The following is an 18734-nucleotide window of genomic DNA, read 5'->3' on the forward strand; positions in this document are numbered from 1 at the left end:
TCCAGGACCCGCGGGTCGTCTCCACTGAAACCAGGAGACAGCCATGAACAGGCTTATCGTCGTTGGTATTCTCGCTTTGATATGCGGCCCAGCGTTCGCCCAGAATGCGGGTCCCGCCCCGCAGAGCGGCATGGAGCGGCCTGAAAACACCAACGGGGCCACACCGAAAGGTGCGATGGACACCACGGGCATGGATGTGAAGCGAGCCAACGAGTCCGAGACAAAGGACACGACGCGTGGCACAGCCGGCGCTTCAAAGTCAGGAACCAATCCGCCGAAGCCACATTGACGAGCGGAACGGCGATCACACCGGTGGTGCCGGCAGATCACCGCCCTGTCGGCTTTGCAAGGCCCTGCGAATCCGCCTCGCGGGTCTTTCCTTTGAACCTTTTGCGCGCAGCGAAGACATACCGGCACTGGGGATTTCAGGGCCCAGCATCCGGCGCAGCGCTGTGGGACGAGCATATTCCGTCTACGCGGCGCTGTTGCATTTTATGAATTCAACCTTAAGTTTGATCCCCAACAGTTGACGGCTCACGCCCTGAGAGATCCCCAGTCCGTCAACTGGGAAAGCCCCGCATCCAGCCTGCGGGGCTTTCTATTTTCCGGCCCCGGGAACCTTCTGTCCGCCGCGACATTGTATGCTTGGTTGCCGGCACGATCTCCCCAAGGCCGGTCGGCATCAGACCTCGCGAGCCCGCTCGCGGGGTTTTGCTTTTTAGAGGATGTCCAACCTCGCGCGTCCTTGATTGGCGGTGATGGGCATTCGATGAGATAGAGGCACGTGCCTCCAAGGCTCGACCACGAAAGCCCTGTCCCGGAATTTTCCTGGGCGGGGCTTTCTCGTATCGCGTGCGGCGCATGCTTGCGGCGATGCGGCGCTCAGCGCAGAGAGGCGCGGCACGGCCCACCGGCCTGACGAGATTGCCTTAAGGGATCGAGTCTTCACGCAATCGCGATCATGAATGGCGGGAAGGCGCGAACGGCAGCGGGGCAGACCCGCACGTTAGCGCTGCCCCTTGATGCGATTTGCTGCTAGTTTTCGTCTGGACCATCCCACCCAAACAAGCATCTCTGCAAGAATCTGAATCTGCCAGGAGGACAACAATGCGCTATCTGCACACCATGCTGCGCGTCCGCAATCTCGATGTCGCGATGAAATTCTATCAGGATGCACTCGGGCTGAAGGAAGTGCGCCGCATCGACAATGACAAGGGCCGCTTCACGCTGGTGTTTCTCTGCGCGGAGGAAGACCTCCATCTGCTCAAGTCCCTGCCGCAGACCCGCGGCGCGCCGCTGGTCGAGCTGACCTACAATTGGGACGAGGAGAAGTACGGCGAAGACCGCCATTTCGGCCATCTCGCCTACGAGGTCGACGATATCTACGCGACCTGCGAGAAGCTGATGAAGATGGGCGTCACCATCAATCGTCCGCCGCGCGACGGCAACATGGCGTTCGTGCGTTCGCCCGATTTACACTCGATCGAGATCCTGCAGAAGGGCGATCCGAAGGCGCCGGCCGAACCGTGGGCCTCGATGCCCAACACCGGTCACTGGTAAGACGCGAAAGTAAACGCCGCACCCGAGCGCACGTTCCTGTCTGCACGTCTCCATCGGTGACGGGCGGGACAAGCGCCAGGCGGGACAATCGCTAGGAACGTGTCGCAACCGTTGAAGTTGCCTCCTCATACATTGAATGCGAGGAGGCAACGAGATGGGAAAAGGAATTTTGCTTTGGCTGTTGGGTGTGCCGATCCCGGTGATCATCGTGCTGTGGTTGTTGTTCGGTCGGTGACGGGGTTTTGATGCTGCGCATGAGTGAGGCTCTGCCGCGATGCGGTGGAGCCTCTTTTTTTTGCACTCGATACATTCGCCGCGCGCTTTTCCCCGACGTTTCAGCTAAGAACGCGCGCAAAGCACAGCAGCGGGAAGAATCGCGTGATGGACAGCAAGCCGCAACTGACGATCTGGGGCCGGGCCAATTCGGTCAATGTGCAGAAGGTGCTGTGGTGTCTCGCCGAGCTCGACCTCCCCTATCAGCGCATCGACGCCGGCATGCAGTTCGGCAAGAACGATCAGCCCGAATATCTCGGGATGAACCCGAACGGCCGCGTCCCAACGCTGGTCGACGGCGACTATGTGCTGTGGGAATCCAATTCGGTGATGCGCTATCTCTGCATGGCGTACGGTCAGGACTCACCGATCTATCCGCAAGCGCCGAAGGTGCGCGCCGGCGTCGACCGCTGGCTCGACTGGACGCTGTCGACGCTGCAGCCCGTCGACCGCCCCGTGTTCTGGGGGATCGTGCGCACGCCGCCGGAGCAGCGCGACATGGTCAAGATCCAGAACGACGCCGATGCCGAGGCCGTAGTGTGGCGCGTCGCCGAAGCGCAGCTTGCAACGCACCGCTTCATCGAGGGCGATCAGTTCACCATCGCCGACATCGCGATCGGCGCCTTTGCGCGGCGCTGGTTCGGCGTTGAGGGCCTCACCAAGCCGAAGCTGCCCAATCTCGAACGCTGGTTCGGCGAGATCGCACAGCGTCCCGCCTTCGTGCGCTTCGTCGCGCCGCCGATGTCGTGAGCGGCAAGGCGGTTAGAGCATAATCCTTTCGGAAAACCGCTTCGCACTTTTCCGGATCATGCTTCAACGTCCGCCGGACACCCCCGCACCGACACTGACGGCGCCACCGAGCTTCACGCAGGTGTCGGTGCCTTCGACCTTGACGAAGCCCGGTCCGTATGACGCGCAGGAATTGCTGCGCGTCGCGGATTTCGACGGCAACGTCCGGCCGGCATCGGGCGGCGTCTGGAAATTGCGGCGATCGCCGGCTTGCGCGAACGCAGTGGCGGGGAGCAGGACGGCGATGACGGCGAAGCAGGTCTTGCGCATCCGGCCTTTTATCGCGCGCGGCCGGATGAGGCTAGGTCATGATGCGAAGGGATCGCATCATGACCTAGCTTCTCCTTTTATTGCGTGATCTTTCCGGAAAACCGGCGTCCACTTTTCCGGATCACGCTTCAGCGCACGAATTTGACGCCGAACGTCCTGCCCTCGCGCCAGACCACCTCGCAGGCGCGCCCGGTGCGGGCGTCGCGCGAAAACGCCAGCCGCAGCTTGGCCGGCAGCGTGTTGTTGTCCTGCACCGTGATCTTTGCGCCGGTCGAAGACATGTCCTCGACCACGCACGGCCGCGCGGCGAATCCGCCATCGAGCGTGATCCAGCCGGACTGCCGCAGCGATTTGCGCGCTTCGCGCTTCTTGGACCCTAGAGCCATCACATCATCCCGGGGATCACGCCTATCGCCGCTGGCTTACCAAAGGGTTGCCAAAGCGCCTCGGATTGCAGCGATTGTGGGGTTGTTCACACACCTGCCGGCAGGCGCGAGGCCCTTCGCCCAGGGACGGTGAAAACGTCGCCCTACCAATTCAGGGCACTGCAATTTTCGAACTAGGCTAAGAGATCGCAAACAGGCCAGCGCCTCCACGAGAACAAATTACGAACGCGATATCCAGGGCAAATTGACGGAGCCGAGAGGGAGCCGAGAAAGGCGCCAACCGGGCCAGGAAAATCGAGCATCTCGTCACAACGCTGGGGTGGTCTTGCCTTGGCCCCGCCGAAGGGATCGGTATGCCCGATGCTGTCACGTCGACCGCGCGAGCGCTTCGCGATATGAGACTGCGCTCAGGCCAGATAATCGATTCGATTTTTTTGGCGATCCCTCTTGACGCTCTCGAATCCTAATCTAATTCGTTGGTCGTCGGTCCCCTGCGGGTCCGATGCCTGGATGCCAATCGGGTCCAGGTGTAACGGGCACCGGTCGTGTCCGGTGCTACTCATACCCATCTTGCTCTCTGGAGGATTTGGCTATGCGCACATACGACTTCTCCCCACTGTTCCGGTCGACGATCGGATTCGATCGCCTGTTCGACCTGGCCGAAACGGCCCAGCGGGCCACCGAAGACAACTACCCGCCCTACAATATCGAACGACTTTCCGAAGACCGTTACCAGATTGCGCTCGCGGTCGCAGGCTTCTCGCCTGACGAGATCTCGGTGACGGCCGAGCAGAACGTCCTGACGATCGAAGGCAACAAGGTCGAAAAAGCTGACCGTGATTACCTCTATCAAGGGATCTCGACCCGTCGATTCCGGCGGCAGTTCAGCTTGGCTGACCATGTTCTGGTGAAGAACGCTGCGTTCGACAACGGCCTGCTCAAGATTGAGCTGGCGCGCGAAATTCCGGAAGCGATGAAGCCGCGTCGGATCGCAATCAACTCGACGCAGCCGAGCCGGCCACACCAACTCGAATCCGCTGCGGCCTGATACGCGCGAAGCCGCGTCCGGATTTGCCGCTCGCGGCTTCAACCATAGCATCTCGTCTTGGAACGGAGGCAAACATGCGGCCGACGACCGCGAATGTCATTTCCTTGAATGTATCTCACCGCAAGGAGGCGCGATTCAATCATCCCTTGGACGTCTTGGCGGACTTGTCGCTGACCAAAGAAGAAAAACGCGCGCTCTTGGCGTCCTGGGCATCCGACGCTGCCGCGGTCCCATCCTGTCCGCGCTTACGGGCGCCCGCGGATTTAAGATCACCCGTAAAGATCGACGTTATTCTAGACGCCCTTTGCCGTGTTGACGACGGTCCTCACAATCCGCCGGGGGGCAAGCCTTATCGTCTTCGATCGACATTGCGTCCGCTGGCGGCCTAGGAGGGTGACATGGACGACATCAACCTTCCTAAACACATCGTGGACCGAATCGAGTCCCGCTGGTGTGCTCGGCGACTCTCGACAAAAGAAAAGCGCGAGATCGTCGATCGCCAACTCGAACAGGTTCGGGCACGTCGCAACAACATCAGGCGATATCGATGGCTACTCAACACAAAGCTGAGCGACCTTGAGCGCAACTTCATCGAACGACGTCTTTCCGAGGAAACCTCGGCGATGGAAACTCTAGGAGCCGACATTCCCCTTCTCGCTCGGGAACAGCTGCTGATCGATGCCGACATCGGACCAGCAGGTGCTTCACCATGAGCACGACGCAATTTCTGATACAGGGAAGCCAGAAGATAATCGGTCACTATCGGTTTTTGCTCGACACGGCAAAAACAGGGCAGGAGCGGAAGGAGTTCACGAAAAGGATCGACGAGGAGAAGCGCAACCCGGAACGGCTGCTTTCCGATCTCGCTCGGCCAGCGCAAGCGGCCTGATCGGTTATAAGTCCGACGGAAACATAGATGGCGAGGCTCAGACCATGAGAACGCCAATATCGGCAAGGGACCTGGAGTTGGTCGCTTTACGCGAGATTCGCAGCTTCCCCGGCGGCGAGTATGTTTGCCATGTGGAAGTCGTTCAGGCGAACCCGGATTGGAAACTTCATGCCACGGTCAGGGACGGCGCCGATCTCGACCGAATCCAGCACGCTACGGGAGCCACGGAGTTTAGGTTAAAGCATCGGTATCAACTGCGAACCGATTGGTGAACGAGCCACTAACCAGCCAAGCGCTCCGTGCAACAAAACGTCCGACAAGAAATCCGCCGGCGATCTAACCGCTTGATAAGACTGGAGTTAATCTGAGGATATTGCGGGCTGGCGCTCCCTAGCGGAATCGAACCGCTCTCTCCACCGTGAAAGGGTGGCGTCCTAACCGATAGACGAAGGGAGCAAAACTCCCGGCAAATCAATACGTTACACGTGAGATAGGCCGGACTGGCCGCAGCCGTCAACGGCCGCGACGGGCGAACGTATAGTTGCGATTGGCCGGACGGGCAAGCGTCGAGAAACGCTTTTCCAGTACTGGCCCTGAACAGCCTATCTGCAGGACAATCCGGCCTCGATCGAGGTCCAGAAGCCGCAATGCAGCGGCACATGGGCATGGGCCCGCGAGCCACCGACATGAATCAGAATGACGGCGGCAAGCGCGACAACGACGGCGGGAACGATGAGTCTTCGAAACGACATAAGGCTGCGCATCGAACGATATCGTGGCCTAACTAAGGCCGCGAGGCCGATGCAACAAGCGGCTTAATGATTGCTGGCGACGTCCTGACGATTGGTCGGCTGCGCCTCGGCCACTGCCGGCGTCTGCTTGATGCAGGTGCTGCAGATCACGAGCTTGCGCGCCAGCCGATCGTCCGCATCCGCTTCCGACAATTGCGTCTCCGCCACCGCCGGTGACGCATTGCGCGCATGGCGCCGCGGCTGCGGGGCATTTGGATCCTGCCCGGCACCGTCCCAGGCCAGCGGCCCGGTTCCGGACGGCGGGGTGGTCATGCTGTATTGCTGAGAATATTGCGCGCAGGCGCCGAGCGCGATCGGAAGAAACAGCACAGCGGCCTTGCGGGCCCAGTTCCGGAATGCAGACATGATCACACTCACACGCTATTCGTACCGCGACCTAAGAGCAGAACCGCTAAGAAATCGTTTGCCCTGATTGTTCCGTCGCATCCAACCGCGACGGCATCAAGACGGGATTGCGGCGCCAAGCTGCAAATCGAGACGCCAATCAGAGACGCTAATCCGGAGTCCAATCATGCCAGGCATCAACGGTCGCTTCGACGGCAAGCGCGTGCTCGCCGATCTCAATGCGCTGCGCGCGATCGGCGCCTACAAGACCGGCGTGCACAAGCCGACATTCTCGGAGCCGCATCTGCGCTCGCTCGACTGGCTCGCGGCGCGCCTGCCCGACGCCGATCTTGTCGCGACGATCGATGGCATCGGCAACGTGTTCGGCACCAGCGCGAAGGCCGGACCGAAGCTGCTCGCGGGCTCGCATCTCGAAAGCCAGAACCATGCGGGCTGGCTCGATGGGCCGCTCGGCGTGGTCTATGCGCTGGAAGCCGCGCGCGTCATCAACGGCGATCCCGGCATCAACGGCGCGGTCGAAGTCGCCGCATGGTGCGACGAGGAAGGCCATTTCGGCAGTTTCCTCGGCAGCCGCTCCTTTGCCGGCGCCGTGACCGAAGCCGACATCGATGCGGCGCGCGATCGCTCCAGCGATCGCACCATGCGACAAGCATTGCGCGATGCGGGCTTTGTCGGACGCCCGCGCCTCAAGGCCGAAGCCGGCCGCCACATCGGCTATCTGGAAGCGCATATCGAGCAGGGCGACACGCTGGAAAGCAGCGGGCTCAAGATCGGCGTCGTCACCTCGATCGTCGGCATCTGGCAGTATCGCATCAATTTCACCGGCGAGCAGAACCATGCCGGCACCACGCGGATGGCGGTGCGCCGCGATGCGGGCCTGGCGCTGGCGCGATTCTGCGTCGCGATCGACGACAGCTTCCCTGCCCTGTGCGGACCGCGCACGGTCTGGACCACCGGCCGCATCACGCTTGATCCTGGCGCGCCGAGCATCATCCCAGGCGGCGCCGAGATGCTGTTCCAGATCCGCGACGACAATCCCGAGGTGATCGCACGGCTCGAGGCGCAGTTGCATCGGATGGCCGACGAGGCCACGACACACGGCCGCTGCGGCGTCAAGGTCGAGCGGATCCGCACCGGCGTCCCCGCGATGATGACGCCCGCCTTCCAGGACGCGATCGAGGCCGCGAGCGCGGCCTTTGCCGGAGGCAAATCGATCCGCATGCCGAGCGGCGCCGGCCATGACGCCCAGGTCCTCGCCACCCTCATGCCGGCAGCGATGCTGTTCGTGCCGTCGATCGGCGGCATCAGCCATCACTGGAGTGAGAACACCGACGACGCCGACATCGTCACCGGCGCCGAGGTGTTCGTCGAAACCTGCCGTCGGCTGCTGGCAGGTTAGCCGCCTTATAGCGACGCTGCGATCAGGTCGGACCGCTCCGGTTGCCGGATCTCAGCGAAGCCAGCGCGTGCGAACTCTGTACCGTCCCTCTCCTCGCGGTGAAGAAGACGTACAGCAAGCAGACGTCGATCAGGATCGTGGCGGCCATGACGCCATAGGCCCACGGGCTTTCCATCAGCTTCACTTCGATCAGCACGCGTGACAGGCCAAATCCCACGACCCACGCATCAAAGCTCATGCAGATCCGGCGAAACGTCTCGGCATCCAGCCGCCGGATCAGCCAGGCACCAAGCGGTATGCCGACGACGACGCAAGGAACGAGCACGAACAAGAGGCTGCGGCTCTCTTCGATGAACAGACCGAGCTTGTAGTACGCGATCGCAGTCAGACTGGACTCCGTCACCCGGACCAGCGCGAGACCGGCCCGAAACTCATCTTTGACGAGGCCCTGGTTGTTGAAGAGGATCGCCAGCGGCGGTCCCGAAATGGTCGTGACCGAGTACAGGATCCCGAGCGTCGTGCCGAAGGGCAAACCGACCAGCCATTTCGACTGGATCGGCTTCCGCCAACCGGCCGCCTGCAGCAGGATCAGCGGCAGGATAATCGAGTAGGTGGCGAATTTGGTCCATCCGGGCTGAAGCGACGTCAGGGCAAAGGCTCCGACCGCGATGCCGGGCAGCATGCCGATGAGGATCGGCAATATGCGCCGCCACACCGCTGGGACGCCGCTCAGGTTGATGCAGAGAACGTAAAGGTTGACGAAGACTTCGACGATGACGATCGCGGGATTGAGAACGCGATTGGTGTAAAACACGAGTGCGACCGGCACGGTGAGCGACGAGAACCCGTACCCCAACGCACCGTTTACAAAGGCCGCAAACAGGGCGCTTACGGCAAGAACGATCACAGCAGAATCAATCGAAGGCATCTCTGGCTTTTACCGGATCAGTCACTGCCCGCAGCATTATAACCCAACGAAGGAGACGCGGTGCTCGAAACTTGCGATGGGCCTTGCGAGGCACCCCGTGCTCGCCGCGACAGCGCACACTTCATTCGCCCGTCGAAGAGGCAGGCGCCACGCCCACGCAAGTTCACCGCGATTTGTGGATCGGTGATGCCGTCATGGCGCAGGCGGCGGTGCCGGGGCGCCCGTCCGGCGTCAGGAACCGTCCGGCAGCCCCTTCTCCCCTGATCTGATCGAGGCCCATAACGGTACGTTCGGCCGCGCTTTCGCGGGCCCGTGGCATATTGGACACGAGAACAGCGCCAGCCGAACCGATTCCGCCAATCGTCCATTTGCAATCCGCTGAACTTGCTGCCATTTCTTCAAAGCGCATCGCTGTGGTGCCATTGAAGGGGCCCGTTCGGCTCATGTTGTTGCTTGAGTCGCTTCCGACTGTGATTGGCGCCGCCGCCATCGCACCCGCACTGCTGGTGCTGTGGCTGGTGATTGCCGCCGACGAGCGCCCCGGACCGCCGGTGCAGGTATGGCTCGCCTTCGTGCTCGGCGCGGCCAGCATCTCGCTGCTGGGCCTGGCCCGTATTCCCTTCAATGCGCTGCTGGCCATTCCCGACAATCCCTGGGCGACGCAGGCGGTGCGGGCGTTATTTGGCGTCGCGGCGCCGGAGGAGATCGTCAAGGTCCTCGTCATCGTCGCCATCTCGACCCGGCGCCGTGCCTTCGCCGATCCGATGGATACCGTGGTGTATGGCGCGGCGGCCGGCCTCGGCTTCGCCGCCTATGAGAACCTCGCCTATCTGGTCCAGCACAAGGACATGTGGCGCGCGCTTGCGGCGTTGCGCAGCGTGCTCACCGTGCCGTTCCACGGCGCGCTCGGCATCATCGCCGGCGCCTATCTTGCGATCGCGCGCTCGGGCGGCGCGCTCGGCGCCTACCGGGGTCATCGCGACTGGGCGCGCATCACCAACTGGGCGCTGGTGCTGGTCGCGCCGGTCCTGCTGCATGCGGCGTTTGATTTTCCGCTGCTCGCGCTCCAGCGCATTCCCGATCTCAGCTCGACCGCGCACCTACTGCTCGGTTCGGCCAGCGTGCTGATCGGCTTCTCCTCGATCGGGTTCGCAGTCCGCCTGGTGCACCGCCTCGGCAAGCATCATGCCCCGCGCACGGACGTCGCGCGCGAGCGGCTGAGCCAGTTGCGACGGATGTGGGCGCTGCTGCTGATTGGCGGCGGCACCGGCTTTGCCGGCGTCTCCTTCCTGCTCACTTCGCTGCACCACTGGTATGTCAATCCCGAGCGCAACGCCTCCTTCATCCTGATCCCGATCGGCTTCACCTCGATCCTGATCGGACTGGCGCTGCTGATCGCGACCACCGCCGTCTACTTCCTCGGCCGCAACCGAATGCGGACCGCCGCCGAGGGCTTTCCGTCCGCGCCAGGCCAGAGCTAGGATACGCCGCACGCGGGCAGATCTGGAGAACCGCGATGACCCTGTCCAACGACCTCGACAAGCTGCGATCGCAGATGCAGGCTGCCGTCAAGGCGCACTGGAAGGCGTTCCTGTTCGAAGGCATCCTGCTCGCGATCCTCGGCATTGCGGCGATGATCGTGCCGACATTCGCCAGCCTCGCCGTCACCATCTTCCTCGGCTGGATGTTCCTGATCTCGGGCATCGGCGGGCTGATCGTGACGTTCTGGGCGCGCAACATGCCGGGCTTCTGGTGGTCGCTGATCTCGGCGGCGCTCGCCGTGCTCGCCGGCATGGTGCTGCTGGCGCGCCCGATGCAGGGCGTGCTGACGCTGACCATCGTCATCGGCGCCTATTTCGTCGCCGAGGGCGTCGCCACCATCATGTACGCGCTGGAGCACCGCCGCGAATTGTCGGGACGCTGGTCCTGGCTGCTGATCGCCGGCCTGATGGATATCGTCGTCGCCTTCTTCATCATCGCGGGCCTGCCGGAATCGGCGGGATGGGCGATCGGCCTCCTGGTCGGTCTCAACCTGATGTTCGGCGGGGCGACCCTGATCGGGATGGCGTTGGCGGCGCGCAACACCTGACGGCGAACCGCAGCGGGCTTGTATTTGGGGGGTGACAGCCCCAAATCCCTGGGCTATAGAGCCGCCCGATGATCACATCAGCCACCAGCTATTTTTGGTACTTTAGCTACGACAGCTCGCTGGCGGCAGGAGGATCGCGCTCAATCTGAAGAATTGCAGCAAACGTCCAAAACAAGCCGCCAGACCTGGCGGCTTTTTTGTGCCGGCAGGTCCCGAAAAATCCAAAGGAGCCAGCCGTGTTGAGTACGACAGACGATCTTCGCATCAAGGAACTGAAGGAACTGAGTACGCCCGAAGAGGTGATGCGGGAGGTCCCGCGCACCCTGACGGCGACCCGCGTCGTGATGGGCGCCCGCAACGCCATCCACGCGATCCTCAATGGCACCGATGACCGCCTGCTGGTCGTCGTCGGCCCCTGCTCCATCCACGATCCCGCGGCGGCCGTCGATTATGCCGAGCGTCTCGCCGGCCTGCGCGAACAGCTCGCCGACCGCCTCGAGATCGTGATGCGGGTCTATTTCGAGAAGCCGCGCACCACCGTCGGTTGGAAGGGGCTGATCAACGATCCCGATCTCGATAACAGCTTCGACATCAACAAGGGCTTGCGGCTTGCCCGCAACGTGCTGTCGGCCGTGAACAATCTCGGCCTGCCGGCCGGCACCGAATTCCTCGACATGACGACGCCGCAATACATCGCCGATCTGGTCTCGTGGGCCGCGATCGGCGCCCGCACCACCGAGAGCCAGATCCATCGCGAGCTGGCGTCCGGCCTGTCCTGTCCGGTCGGCTTCAAGAACAGCACCGACGGTGGCGTGCGGATCGCGGCGGATGCGGTGAAGTCGGCGTCGCACCCGCATCATTTCATGGCGGTCACCAAGGGCGGCCGCTCGGCGATCGCCGCGACCAGCGGCAACGAGGACTGCCACGTCATCCTGCGCGGCGGCCGGGTGCCGAACTATGATGCAGCGAGTGTCGATGCCGCCGCCGTCGAGCTCGGCCGCGCCGGTGTCGCAGCGCGGCTGATGATCGACACCAGCCACGCCAACAGCAGCAAGAGGCCGGAGAACCAGCCGGCGGTTGCCACTGACATCGCGCAGCAGGTCGCGAGCGGCGAGCAGCGCGTCATCGGCGTGATGATCGAGAGCAACCTTGTCGCGGGACGTCAGGACGTCGTGCCGGGCAAGCCGCTGACCTACGGTCAGAGCATCACCGACGGCTGCATCGACCTCGACACGACGGCTGACGTGTTGAAGCAGCTGGCCGATGCCGTCGACGCAAGGCGCAACGTGCGGCGTGACGGCCTGCAAGAGCGCTCGGCCTGACGCGGCCGAACGGATTGAGCGTTGCCGGCGGGGCGAATATCGCGCTCCGCCGGTCTCCGTGGCCTAGCAGCCGCGGCAGATGCTCTTGATCTTCTTGTCGAGCGCCGCGTCTTCCTTGTTGGCCTGGCTGTTCGGATCGCTGATGTTCTTTTCGTTGCCAACGTCGCCGCGGCGCGGCTGACGATGTCCGACCGGTGCTTCCGGCACCCCGGTATTCTTCTGCATGGAGGACGATCCGCCCTGTTGCTGCGCCAAAGCCAGGGACGTTCCAAGCTGGGGCGCTCCGACCGCAACAACCATCAGAGCCGTCAACAAAACAGTCTTCCGCATCTCGCCTCTCCGCTTCTCAACCCTATTGCGCCCGTTCCGGCACCTCGACGCTAGCACAGTTGCGTCGTCCCTGCGCTGCGCAATCCTGGACTTTCCGTATATCGGCCATGGCGCCAAGGAGCCAGATTCCGGCGGCGACAGCACCACAAAGAAGCCCAACATCACAGCATTTTCGATGCTGCGGTTGCCCTCGTCCTCGGGCGGCTGCGCCGTCCGTTCCCGGCCCCGCCCATCGCCGACTCACGATTGCGGCGGATAAGTATGAACATCCCCGCAATAATCGACGACACGGTACCGCCGTTCCACGGGATCTTCACGATCTCGGGAAACCGGCTGCGACAAATAGGTCGGTCCGATCGGCGCCTTGCCGTAGCCGCCGGGGATGTCAAGCACATAGTCCGGCTGGCACAGTCCGGAGACGCGCCCGCGCAGCGCCCGCATCAAGTCCTGCCCGGCCTCGATCGTGGTGCGCAAATGCGCGGTGCCGGGCGCAAGGTCGCCGTGATGCAGGTAATAGGGCTTGATCCGGCACTCGACGAAGGCGCGCATCAGCGCCGTGAGCGTCGCGACATCGTCGTTGATGCCGCGCAGCAAGACCGACTGGCTCACCAAGGGAATGCCGGCGTCGGCAAGGCGAGCGCACGCCGCGCGGGCATTGGCGGCCAATTCACGCGGATGGTTGGCATGGATGGCGATCCAGGTCGCCGCCCCCTCGACCCGCAGCGCCGCGATCATCTCGGGACTGATGCGTCCGGGATCGGCGATCGGAACGCGGGTGTGGAGGCGGATGATCTTGACGTGATCGATCCCGGCGAGATCGGCCATGATCTCGGTCAGCCTGCGCGGCGACAGCATCAACGGATCGCCGCCGGTCAGAATGACCTCCCAGATCTCCGGATGGCTCCTGATGTAATCGAGCCCCGCGCGGTAGGCGTCGTCCGACAACGCCGAGGCCTTCCCCGGCCCAACCATTTCGCGCCGGAAACAGAACCGGCAATAGACCGCGCAGACATGGACCAGCTTGAACAACACCCGGTCCGGATAGCGATGCACGATGCCGGCGACCGGCGAATGCGCATCGTCGCCGATCGGATCGGCGTTCTCGCCGGGCTGCTCGACGAGCTCGTCAGCGCTCGGGACGAACTGCCGCGCAATCGGGTCGGCCGGATCGGCCGGGTCGATCAGCGCAACGAGCTCCGGCGTCACTGCAACGGCGTAGCGCGCCGCCACCTGTTCGAGCTCGGCAAGACCATCGACCGGCGCGAGGCCGGCATCGATCAGCTCGCGCGACTGGCGCAGCGTCGCCGCCAGTTTCGGATCGATCCTCTTCATGGCTCTCCTGCAGGCGGCATCCAGACCACCTGATCAATTCGTGGCGCGCCGCTCGCCAGCATCACCAGCCGGTCGAAGCCGAGCGCGACGCCGCTGGCTTCCGGCATTTGGCCGACCGCGGCAAGGAAATCGTCGTCGAGCGGATAGCGCTCGCCGTAACGGCGGGCCTTCTCGTCCATCGCTGCGGTAAAACGATGGCGCTGCTCGGCCGCATCGGTCAACTCGCCAAAGCCGTTGGCGAGCTCGACCCCGCAGGCGTAGACCTCGAAACGCTCGGCGACGCGTGGCTCGCCCGCCTTGGTGCGCGCCAGCGCGGCCTCCGGTGACGGGTATTCGAACAGCACCGTCAGCCGGCCTTGTCCCAGGTTTGGCTCGACATGCTCGACCAGCACCTTGCTGAAAATGTCGGACCAGGTGTCGTCATCGGCGATCCGCACCCACTCTCGCGCGGCCGACGCCAGCGCCTCGCGGTCGCCTTCGCCGCCCGAGATCGTCGCCAGCAGGTCGATGCCGGCGAAGCGCTCGAAGCCTGCCGCAACCGTCAGCAGCTCCGGCTCGGCAAACGGATCGGCCACCTTGCCGCGGAATGAAAACCGCCCGATCCCGGTCGCCTGCGCCGCATGGGCGATCACGACGATGGTGTCGGCCATGATGGCGTCATAGCCGGCATTGGCGCGGTACCATTCCAGCATGGTGAATTCGGGCAGATGCAGATCGCCGCGCTCGCGATCGCGGAACACCCGCGCGAACTCGTAGATCTTCGGCTCGCCGGCGGCGAGCAGCTTCTTGCAGGCGAATTCCGGAGACGTGCGCAGAAAGCGCGTCGCCTGCGAGCCATCGGCCTGCCTGAGCTCGGTCCGCGGAGCGTGCAGATGCGTCTCGTTGCCGGGCGATATCTGCAGGACGGCAGTCTCGACCTCGGTAAAGCCCTGCTCCTCGAACCACGCCCGGAGCGCCCGCGTGATTGCGGTCCGCGCCTGCAGGAACGGCCTGCGGTCGGCGTAGCGCCGCGGCGTCCACCACGGCGAGGTCTGGTCCGGTCCGGTCATGTCAGCCCAACCTCCGGCAGCGCGAAGCGGCATGAAGCACCCTGCTTACCCGCTCAAGAAACGGGCGCAAGCTATTGATATTCAAAGCATTGACGGCCAGCATGAATGCTCGATCCCGGACAGGCGCAGCGACGCGTGCTCCTTCATGTCGAAAGACACCGGCGTTGTCCATCTGGCGTGACCCGCCAGCCCCGGCGATCCCGCCGCTAAACCGTCCCGATTGCCTCTGAATAGGCGTTCGCAACCGGCCGAAAACAGCCGTAAAAAGCTGGCATCTCAGGGACAAATCAGTATGTTGCAGCCCGAAATCGCCGCCACGGCCGAGGGGCTGCCGGTCCGGTTTGCGCCCCCGCTTCTCAAATTCAGGAAAACACCTTTGAAAGTCATCGCCAGTTCCATCCGCAAGGGCAACGTCATCGAGCAGGACGGCAAGCTCTATGTGGTCCTGTCCGCCGAAAACATTCATCCCGGCAAGGGCACCCCGGTCAGCCAGATCGAAATGCGCCGCATCGGCGACGGCGTGAAGGTCTCGGAGCGCTACAAGACCACCGACCAGGTCGAGAAGGCCACCGTTGAGGACCACAACTACAACTACCTCTATGAGGACGGCGACGGCTTCCACTTCATGAACAACGACAACTACGACCAGGTCCAGGTCTCCAAGGAGATCGTCGGTTCGTCTGCGCCGTATCTGCAGGAGAACATGACCGTGAAGCTGTCGATGCACGATGGCAATCCGGTCGCGATCCAGCTGCCGCAGCGCGTGACGCTGGAGGTCGTAGAGACCGAGCCCGTGACCAAGGGCCAGACCGCCTCGTCGTCGTACAAGCCGGCCGTGCTGTCGAACGGCATCCGCACCGGCGTGCCGCCGCATGTTTCCACCGGCACCCGCATCGTTGTCATGACCGAGGACGGTTCCTACGTCGAACGCGCCAAGGACTGAGCGGAAGCACTGAGCGGCAACGCGCGGTGACGTTCGTCATGAACCATCGCTGCGCATCAGGTTGTTGTTTAGGCTCAAACTTTCCGGAAAACTGCTACACACTTTTCCGGAACTTGCTCTAATCTCTCGCGATCAGACATGGGCCGGGGGGTGCAGTGAACAGGAAGATTGTCAGCTTCATCAGTTGCTGGCTCGCAGTCCTGCTGTTGCCTCTCCCCGGCGCTCATGCCGACGAATTCCGAACACCTTCGATCTCGGCCATGCGGGTCGAATGGCGCGCCGTGCTCGACCAGCTCCGGCAAGAGATCGCCACCCGCCCGGCCATCGTCACCAGCTTCACATTCGCCGGACAGCGCCGCGTCCCGGCCACCGATCCGCGCGCGATGCCCGCGCTGGTGCAGCTGAACGCGGTGACATCGCCGCTCTTCCCCGGCATTGCGCAGAGCCCGATCCCGGTGTTGCTGCCGTTCGACCCCGCAAGCTATCTCGATGCACGGCAAGGCGACACAGCGGACGGCCTGCCGGTCGCACGCTACCAGGCCGACTTCCGCGCGGCCGACGTCTTCCATGCCGGCGCCTCCGGCTATGACGCGGTGTTCTCGCTCGACCCCGGCGCCGGCGACGGCATGCCGCCGCGGACGTTTGCAAGACCGGTCGAGGTGCAGATCTCGGGCTCGATCCTGGTCTACGACCTGGCCGATCGGCTCGGCGGCAAGGGCGAACCGGTCAAGACGCTGGCCACGCAGTTTCCGGACCTGCGCCGCTTCATCCGCGAGGGCTATGTCCGCTACGCCTTCACCCGCTTCGGAATCCCCTATGTCGTCTCGATCCAGTGTCTCGATAGTGCGCCGCGGCCGAAGCGGCTGGCGTGCCGAGAGGCCTACCCGGTCGCCGAGCGCTTCCTGAAGGCGTTGCGCATCGCCGGTGGCCAGCCGTCACGGCCGCGCAGCGACACCGCCTCCGACATCTCGGAGCGGCCGATCGCGCAGTCGGCCGATTTCACCTACCGCCCGAGCGGCGACATCATCGCGGGCAGCGGCGGCCGCAGGCAGCAGGGCGGCCACGCCGACATCACCGTCTATTCGCAAATCCGCTTTCCGCTCGCGAAGGCGCCGGCCTTCGCCCATTCTCAGTCCTTTCCGAAGCGCGCGCGGGTCGACGAGTATCCCTGGCAGGACAATTTCTGCGAGGCGCGCAGTTTCGAGGTCGGCCAATGCGCCAGCGGCTTCGGCCATCAGGGCCAGGACATCAGACCGGGCGCGTGTCCGGTCGACGGCAAGGACGGTTGCGACCCGAGGCAGCAGGCGGTCGTCGCGGTGCGCGACAGCATCGTGATCCGCTCCGCGCAGCAGCAGGCCGTGACGTTGCAGGTCAACACCCCCACCGAGCACGTTCGCTTCCGCTACATGCACATGAACCCGTCGGTGATGGATACCGACGGCCTGCTCAACGGACGCCGCCTCGGCGAGGGCGAGAAGATCGGTGTGGTGTCGAACTATCTCGACCATCCGAACGGCACGTCACGTCACCTGCATTTCGACGTGCAGGTGTTCACGCGCGACGGCTGGCTGTGGGTCAATCCCTACACCACGCTGGTGTCGGCCTATGAACGGCTGATCCGCGGCCGCGGCCGCGAGATCGGACCGGAGCCCGGACCCGCAGCCGCCGTGGCGCACGCCCTGCCCGACGACGTCGTGCATCGCATCGACACCCAGGAAGGCGGCGGCAATTAGCCGGGCGGCGTCTGCTCTCACCTATGCAGGATACGCGGCTTATGTCAGCTCGCCGGTGATGAACTACGCGCGTCCCATGCCGAACGACCAGTCCTCATCGTCATCGATCACGAAGTTGATGACGAGGTCGCTCGGCGCGATCGCGCAGGCCGCCGACAGCCGCTCGGCGAGCACGCGATAGAAATCCAGCTTCAACGCCTTGTCGCGCGGACGGCTGGTCAGCTGCAGCATCACCAGTTGATCGGTCCGGCCAATGGCCAATCCGGTGTCGAGAGCGACGACGCGAGATCGCGGATGAACATGCACGACCTGATAGCGATCGCGCTGCGGCACATGGAGGGTTTCGACCAGTACTTCGTGGGTGACATCGAGTAGCCGCTGGATCTCTGCATCGCTTCGTCCCTCGATCAAATCAAACCGCAGAAACGGCATGTTGATGGCTGCTTGCTCGATCTGCCGAGGACTAAGGCTTCGGAGCAACTGCCGGCGATCAGTTGCCCCCGCATAGCGAACCGGATCCAATCCGCGTCCGTTTCAGTGTTTCGAAATGTCATGTGTGATCGCGGCTCTCGGCTCGGCCCATCAGACGAACCGGACCGCTCTCTTCCGACTTGCCGCATTGAAGCATGCCGCCGGATGGAGGGATAATGATTATCTGAGATGGCAGTGATCTGAATCCCAGATCACGTCTCGTCGATGCGCCGGAAGGAATCCCGGATCGCCGGCGCGTCCGCCTATTTCTTCCAGGGGGCATCGCCGCGTGCCGCAGCTGCTGCGAAGACGCCCTGCTCGTAATCGATGAAGGCGCGTATCATCGCGCGGTACGCAGCTTCCGCAACTTTGGGTGACAGCCCGTCCGCTTCCGCAAGCGCCATCGCCTTCTTCACAACGGCCTCGGCGCGCTCGGGCGCCTCGACCTGCGCCGGGTTGGCCTTGAAGCGGGCGGCCTCATGGACGTAGCGGCCGCGCTCGGCCATCAGGCGCACGATCTCGCGGTCGAGCCGATCGATGTTGCTGCGCACCTCGCCAAGCGTCTTGCAGCAGGCGCCGTTGTCGACGGTGGGACTGCCCCACAGCGCCGGCGCATTGGTTGCGGGCTCCTCGGCCCACGCCACCGCGGGAATCAGAATCGTCAACAGAACCACCGCTAATCGCATCGAACGCCTCCCAGTCAGCGCGCACACCGGCAATTGTTATGTCGATTTTGTGCGCCGATGGAAGCCACGATGGCCGGATC

General features: G+C 63.5%; 22 protein-coding genes and 1 tRNA gene. 12 read left to right on the forward strand and 11 right to left on the reverse strand.

The genetic code is table 11. The features are described 5' to 3' along the window. The first annotated feature begins 43 nt into the window (after positions 1 to 43). The 3 genes from QDT69_RS07345 (at position 44) to QDT69_RS07355 (ending at position 2583) form a co-directional block, all read left to right on the forward strand. On the forward strand, positions 44 to 289 hold the full coding sequence (locus tag QDT69_RS07345) for a hypothetical protein (RefSeq protein WP_279705938.1): 246 nt from the start codon (positions 44 to 46) through the stop codon (positions 287 to 289). Between the two features lie 818 nt (positions 290 to 1107). Then, complete coding sequence (locus QDT69_RS07350; RefSeq protein WP_050420326.1) at positions 1108 to 1560, forward strand: VOC family protein; 453 nt, start codon at positions 1108 to 1110, stop codon at positions 1558 to 1560. A gap of 381 nt (positions 1561 to 1941) precedes the next feature. Continuing rightward, entirely contained in the window at positions 1942 to 2583 is a 642-nt protein-coding gene (locus QDT69_RS07355; RefSeq protein ID WP_279706190.1) for a glutathione S-transferase, read from the forward strand. 63 nt (positions 2584 to 2646) lie between these two features. Here QDT69_RS07355 and QDT69_RS07360 read toward each other — a convergent pair whose 3' ends face one another. After that, the gene (locus QDT69_RS07360) at positions 2647 to 2892 is read right to left on the reverse strand and encodes a hypothetical protein (protein ID WP_279705939.1); all 246 of its coding nucleotides are present in this window, start codon (positions 2890 to 2892) and stop codon (positions 2647 to 2649) included. 128 nt (positions 2893 to 3020) lie between these two features. Continuing rightward, a complete protein-coding gene (locus QDT69_RS07365; protein WP_279705940.1) occupies positions 3021 to 3278 on the reverse strand; it encodes a PilZ domain-containing protein in 258 nt (85 codons plus the stop codon). Between the two features lie 592 nt (positions 3279 to 3870). Here QDT69_RS07365 and QDT69_RS07370 point away from each other — a divergent pair. The 3 genes from QDT69_RS07370 to QDT69_RS07385 all read left to right on the forward strand — a co-directional run bounded on the left by QDT69_RS07370 (position 3871) and on the right by QDT69_RS07385 (position 5215). After that, a complete protein-coding gene (locus QDT69_RS07370) occupies positions 3871 to 4326 on the forward strand; it encodes an Hsp20 family protein (RefSeq protein WP_279705941.1) in 456 nt (151 codons plus the stop codon). A gap of 398 nt (positions 4327 to 4724) precedes the next feature. Beyond that, entirely contained in the window at positions 4725 to 5039 is a 315-nt protein-coding gene (locus tag QDT69_RS07380) for a hypothetical protein (RefSeq protein ID WP_279705943.1), read from the forward strand. Continuing rightward, a complete protein-coding gene (locus QDT69_RS07385) occupies positions 5036 to 5215 on the forward strand; it encodes a hypothetical protein (RefSeq protein ID WP_279705944.1) in 180 nt (59 codons plus the stop codon). Before QDT69_RS07380 ends, QDT69_RS07385 begins: the two co-directional genes overlap by 4 nt. A 381-nt stretch (positions 5216 to 5596) precedes the next feature. Here the strand turns inward: QDT69_RS07385 and QDT69_RS07390 are convergent. The 3 genes from QDT69_RS07390 to QDT69_RS07400 form a co-directional block, all read right to left on the reverse strand. Beyond that, positions 5597 to 5671, reverse strand: a tRNA-Glu gene (locus QDT69_RS07390). A 146-nt stretch (positions 5672 to 5817) separates the two neighbouring features. Next, complete coding sequence (locus tag QDT69_RS07395; RefSeq protein ID WP_279705945.1) at positions 5818 to 5979, reverse strand: hypothetical protein; 162 nt, start codon at positions 5977 to 5979, stop codon at positions 5818 to 5820. 51 nt (positions 5980 to 6030) lie between these two features. Then, positions 6031 to 6372: a hypothetical protein gene (locus QDT69_RS07400; RefSeq protein ID WP_279705946.1), complete on the reverse strand. Its 342-nt coding sequence runs from the start codon at positions 6370 to 6372 to the stop codon at positions 6031 to 6033. Positions 6373 to 6538: 166 nt separating this feature from the next. Between QDT69_RS07400 and QDT69_RS07405 the strand changes: the two genes are divergently transcribed. Continuing rightward, the gene (locus QDT69_RS07405; RefSeq protein WP_279705947.1) at positions 6539 to 7771 is read left to right on the forward strand and encodes a Zn-dependent hydrolase; all 1233 of its coding nucleotides are present in this window, start codon (positions 6539 to 6541) and stop codon (positions 7769 to 7771) included. Positions 7772 to 7793: 22 nt separating this feature from the next. On the opposite strand, the gene QDT69_RS07410 is transcribed toward QDT69_RS07405, so the two are convergent. Beyond that, positions 7794 to 8699, reverse strand: a complete 906-nt coding sequence (locus QDT69_RS07410; RefSeq protein ID WP_279705948.1) for a sulfite exporter TauE/SafE family protein — start codon at positions 8697 to 8699, stop codon at positions 7794 to 7796. Positions 8700 to 9142: 443 nt separating this feature from the next. Here QDT69_RS07410 and QDT69_RS07415 point away from each other — a divergent pair, with 443 nt between their 5' ends. The 3 genes from QDT69_RS07415 (at position 9143) to QDT69_RS07425 (ending at position 12110) form a co-directional block, all read left to right on the forward strand. Continuing rightward, the gene (locus QDT69_RS07415) at positions 9143 to 10180 is read left to right on the forward strand and encodes a PrsW family glutamic-type intramembrane protease (protein WP_279705949.1); all 1038 of its coding nucleotides are present in this window, start codon (positions 9143 to 9145) and stop codon (positions 10178 to 10180) included. A 35-nt stretch (positions 10181 to 10215) separates the two neighbouring features. Then, positions 10216 to 10788, forward strand: coding sequence for an HdeD family acid-resistance protein (locus QDT69_RS07420; RefSeq protein WP_279705950.1), 573 nt, complete (start codon positions 10216 to 10218; stop codon positions 10786 to 10788). 236 nt (positions 10789 to 11024) lie between these two features. Next, entirely contained in the window at positions 11025 to 12110 is a 1086-nt protein-coding gene (locus QDT69_RS07425) for a 3-deoxy-7-phosphoheptulonate synthase (RefSeq protein ID WP_279705951.1), read from the forward strand. A gap of 63 nt (positions 12111 to 12173) precedes the next feature. Here QDT69_RS07425 and QDT69_RS37195 read toward each other — a convergent pair whose 3' ends face one another. From QDT69_RS37195 to epmA, 3 genes are all read right to left on the reverse strand, one after another. Continuing rightward, positions 12174 to 12335 carry a hypothetical protein gene (locus tag QDT69_RS37195; protein ID WP_347952027.1) on the reverse strand — a complete coding sequence of 54 codons (162 nt, stop codon included), beginning with the start codon at positions 12333 to 12335 and terminating at the stop codon, positions 12174 to 12176. Between the two features lie 345 nt (positions 12336 to 12680). Continuing rightward, the gene (locus tag QDT69_RS07435; protein WP_279705953.1) at positions 12681 to 13772 is read right to left on the reverse strand and encodes a lysine-2,3-aminomutase-like protein; all 1092 of its coding nucleotides are present in this window, start codon (positions 13770 to 13772) and stop codon (positions 12681 to 12683) included. Beyond that, the gene (gene epmA / locus QDT69_RS07440; protein WP_279705954.1) at positions 13769 to 14821 is read right to left on the reverse strand and encodes an EF-P lysine aminoacylase EpmA; all 1053 of its coding nucleotides are present in this window, start codon (positions 14819 to 14821) and stop codon (positions 13769 to 13771) included. The genes QDT69_RS07435 and epmA overlap by 4 nt, the downstream gene beginning before the upstream one ends. Positions 14822 to 15197: 376 nt before the next feature. Here epmA and efp point away from each other — a divergent pair, with 376 nt between their 5' ends. Next, entirely contained in the window at positions 15198 to 15764 is a 567-nt protein-coding gene (gene efp, locus QDT69_RS07445; RefSeq protein ID WP_106326324.1) for an elongation factor P, read from the forward strand. 155 nt (positions 15765 to 15919) lie between these two features. Then, entirely contained in the window at positions 15920 to 17497 is a 1578-nt protein-coding gene (locus tag QDT69_RS07450; protein ID WP_279705955.1) for a M23 family peptidase, read from the forward strand. Positions 17498 to 17560: 63 nt separating this feature from the next. Here QDT69_RS07450 and QDT69_RS07455 read toward each other — a convergent pair whose 3' ends face one another. Together QDT69_RS07455 and QDT69_RS07460 are read right to left on the reverse strand one after the other, a co-directional pair. Further along, the gene (locus QDT69_RS07455; protein WP_279706191.1) at positions 17561 to 17929 is read right to left on the reverse strand and encodes a tautomerase family protein; all 369 of its coding nucleotides are present in this window, start codon (positions 17927 to 17929) and stop codon (positions 17561 to 17563) included. Between the two features lie 302 nt (positions 17930 to 18231). Beyond that, on the reverse strand, positions 18232 to 18654 hold the full coding sequence (locus tag QDT69_RS07460) for a chorismate mutase (protein WP_279705956.1): 423 nt from the start codon (positions 18652 to 18654) through the stop codon (positions 18232 to 18234). Positions 18655 to 18734 lie beyond the last annotated feature (80 nt).

Origin of the sequence: Bradyrhizobium sp. CER78, from assembly GCF_029846235.1 — a bacterium.
Lineage (GTDB): Bacteria > Pseudomonadota > Alphaproteobacteria > Rhizobiales > Xanthobacteraceae > Bradyrhizobium.

Bases quoted from the DNA above. Each gene is read 5' to 3' on its own strand.
- QDT69_RS07360 (WP_279705939.1), bottom strand. From the start codon at position 2,892: ATGCGCAAGACCTGCTTCGCCGTCATCGCCGTCCTGCTCCCCGCCACT.
- QDT69_RS07400 (WP_279705946.1), bottom strand. From the start codon at position 6,372: ATGTCTGCATTCCGGAACTGGGCCCGCAAGGCCGCTGTGCTGTTTCTT.
- QDT69_RS07370 (WP_279705941.1), top strand. From the start codon at position 3,871: ATGCGCACATACGACTTCTCCCCACTGTTCCGGTCGACGATCGGATTC.
- epmA (WP_279705954.1), bottom strand. From the start codon at position 14,821: ATGACCGGACCGGACCAGACCTCGCCGTGGTGGACGCCGCGGCGCTAC.
- QDT69_RS07345 (WP_279705938.1), top strand. From the start codon at position 44: ATGAACAGGCTTATCGTCGTTGGTATTCTCGCTTTGATATGCGGCCCA.
- QDT69_RS07355 (WP_279706190.1), top strand. From the start codon at position 1,942: ATGGACAGCAAGCCGCAACTGACGATCTGGGGCCGGGCCAATTCGGTC.
- QDT69_RS07460 (WP_279705956.1), bottom strand. From the start codon at position 18,654: ATGCGATTAGCGGTGGTTCTGTTGACGATTCTGATTCCCGCGGTGGCG.
- QDT69_RS07435 (WP_279705953.1), bottom strand. From the start codon at position 13,772: ATGAAGAGGATCGATCCGAAACTGGCGGCGACGCTGCGCCAGTCGCGC.
- QDT69_RS07380 (WP_279705943.1), top strand. From the start codon at position 4,725: ATGGACGACATCAACCTTCCTAAACACATCGTGGACCGAATCGAGTCC.
- QDT69_RS07405 (WP_279705947.1), top strand. From the start codon at position 6,539: ATGCCAGGCATCAACGGTCGCTTCGACGGCAAGCGCGTGCTCGCCGAT.
- QDT69_RS07385 (WP_279705944.1), top strand. From the start codon at position 5,036: ATGAGCACGACGCAATTTCTGATACAGGGAAGCCAGAAGATAATCGGT.
- QDT69_RS37195 (WP_347952027.1), bottom strand. From the start codon at position 12,335: ATGCAGAAGAATACCGGGGTGCCGGAAGCACCGGTCGGACATCGTCAG.
- QDT69_RS07395 (WP_279705945.1), bottom strand. From the start codon at position 5,979: ATGCGCAGCCTTATGTCGTTTCGAAGACTCATCGTTCCCGCCGTCGTT.
- QDT69_RS07350 (WP_050420326.1), top strand. From the start codon at position 1,108: ATGCGCTATCTGCACACCATGCTGCGCGTCCGCAATCTCGATGTCGCG.
- QDT69_RS07455 (WP_279706191.1), bottom strand. From the start codon at position 17,929: ATGCCGTTTCTGCGGTTTGATTTGATCGAGGGACGAAGCGATGCAGAG.
- QDT69_RS07415 (WP_279705949.1), top strand. From the start codon at position 9,143: ATGTTGTTGCTTGAGTCGCTTCCGACTGTGATTGGCGCCGCCGCCATC.
- QDT69_RS07365 (WP_279705940.1), bottom strand. From the start codon at position 3,278: ATGGCTCTAGGGTCCAAGAAGCGCGAAGCGCGCAAATCGCTGCGGCAG.
- QDT69_RS07420 (WP_279705950.1), top strand. From the start codon at position 10,216: ATGACCCTGTCCAACGACCTCGACAAGCTGCGATCGCAGATGCAGGCT.
- QDT69_RS07410 (WP_279705948.1), bottom strand. From the start codon at position 8,699: ATGCCTTCGATTGATTCTGCTGTGATCGTTCTTGCCGTAAGCGCCCTG.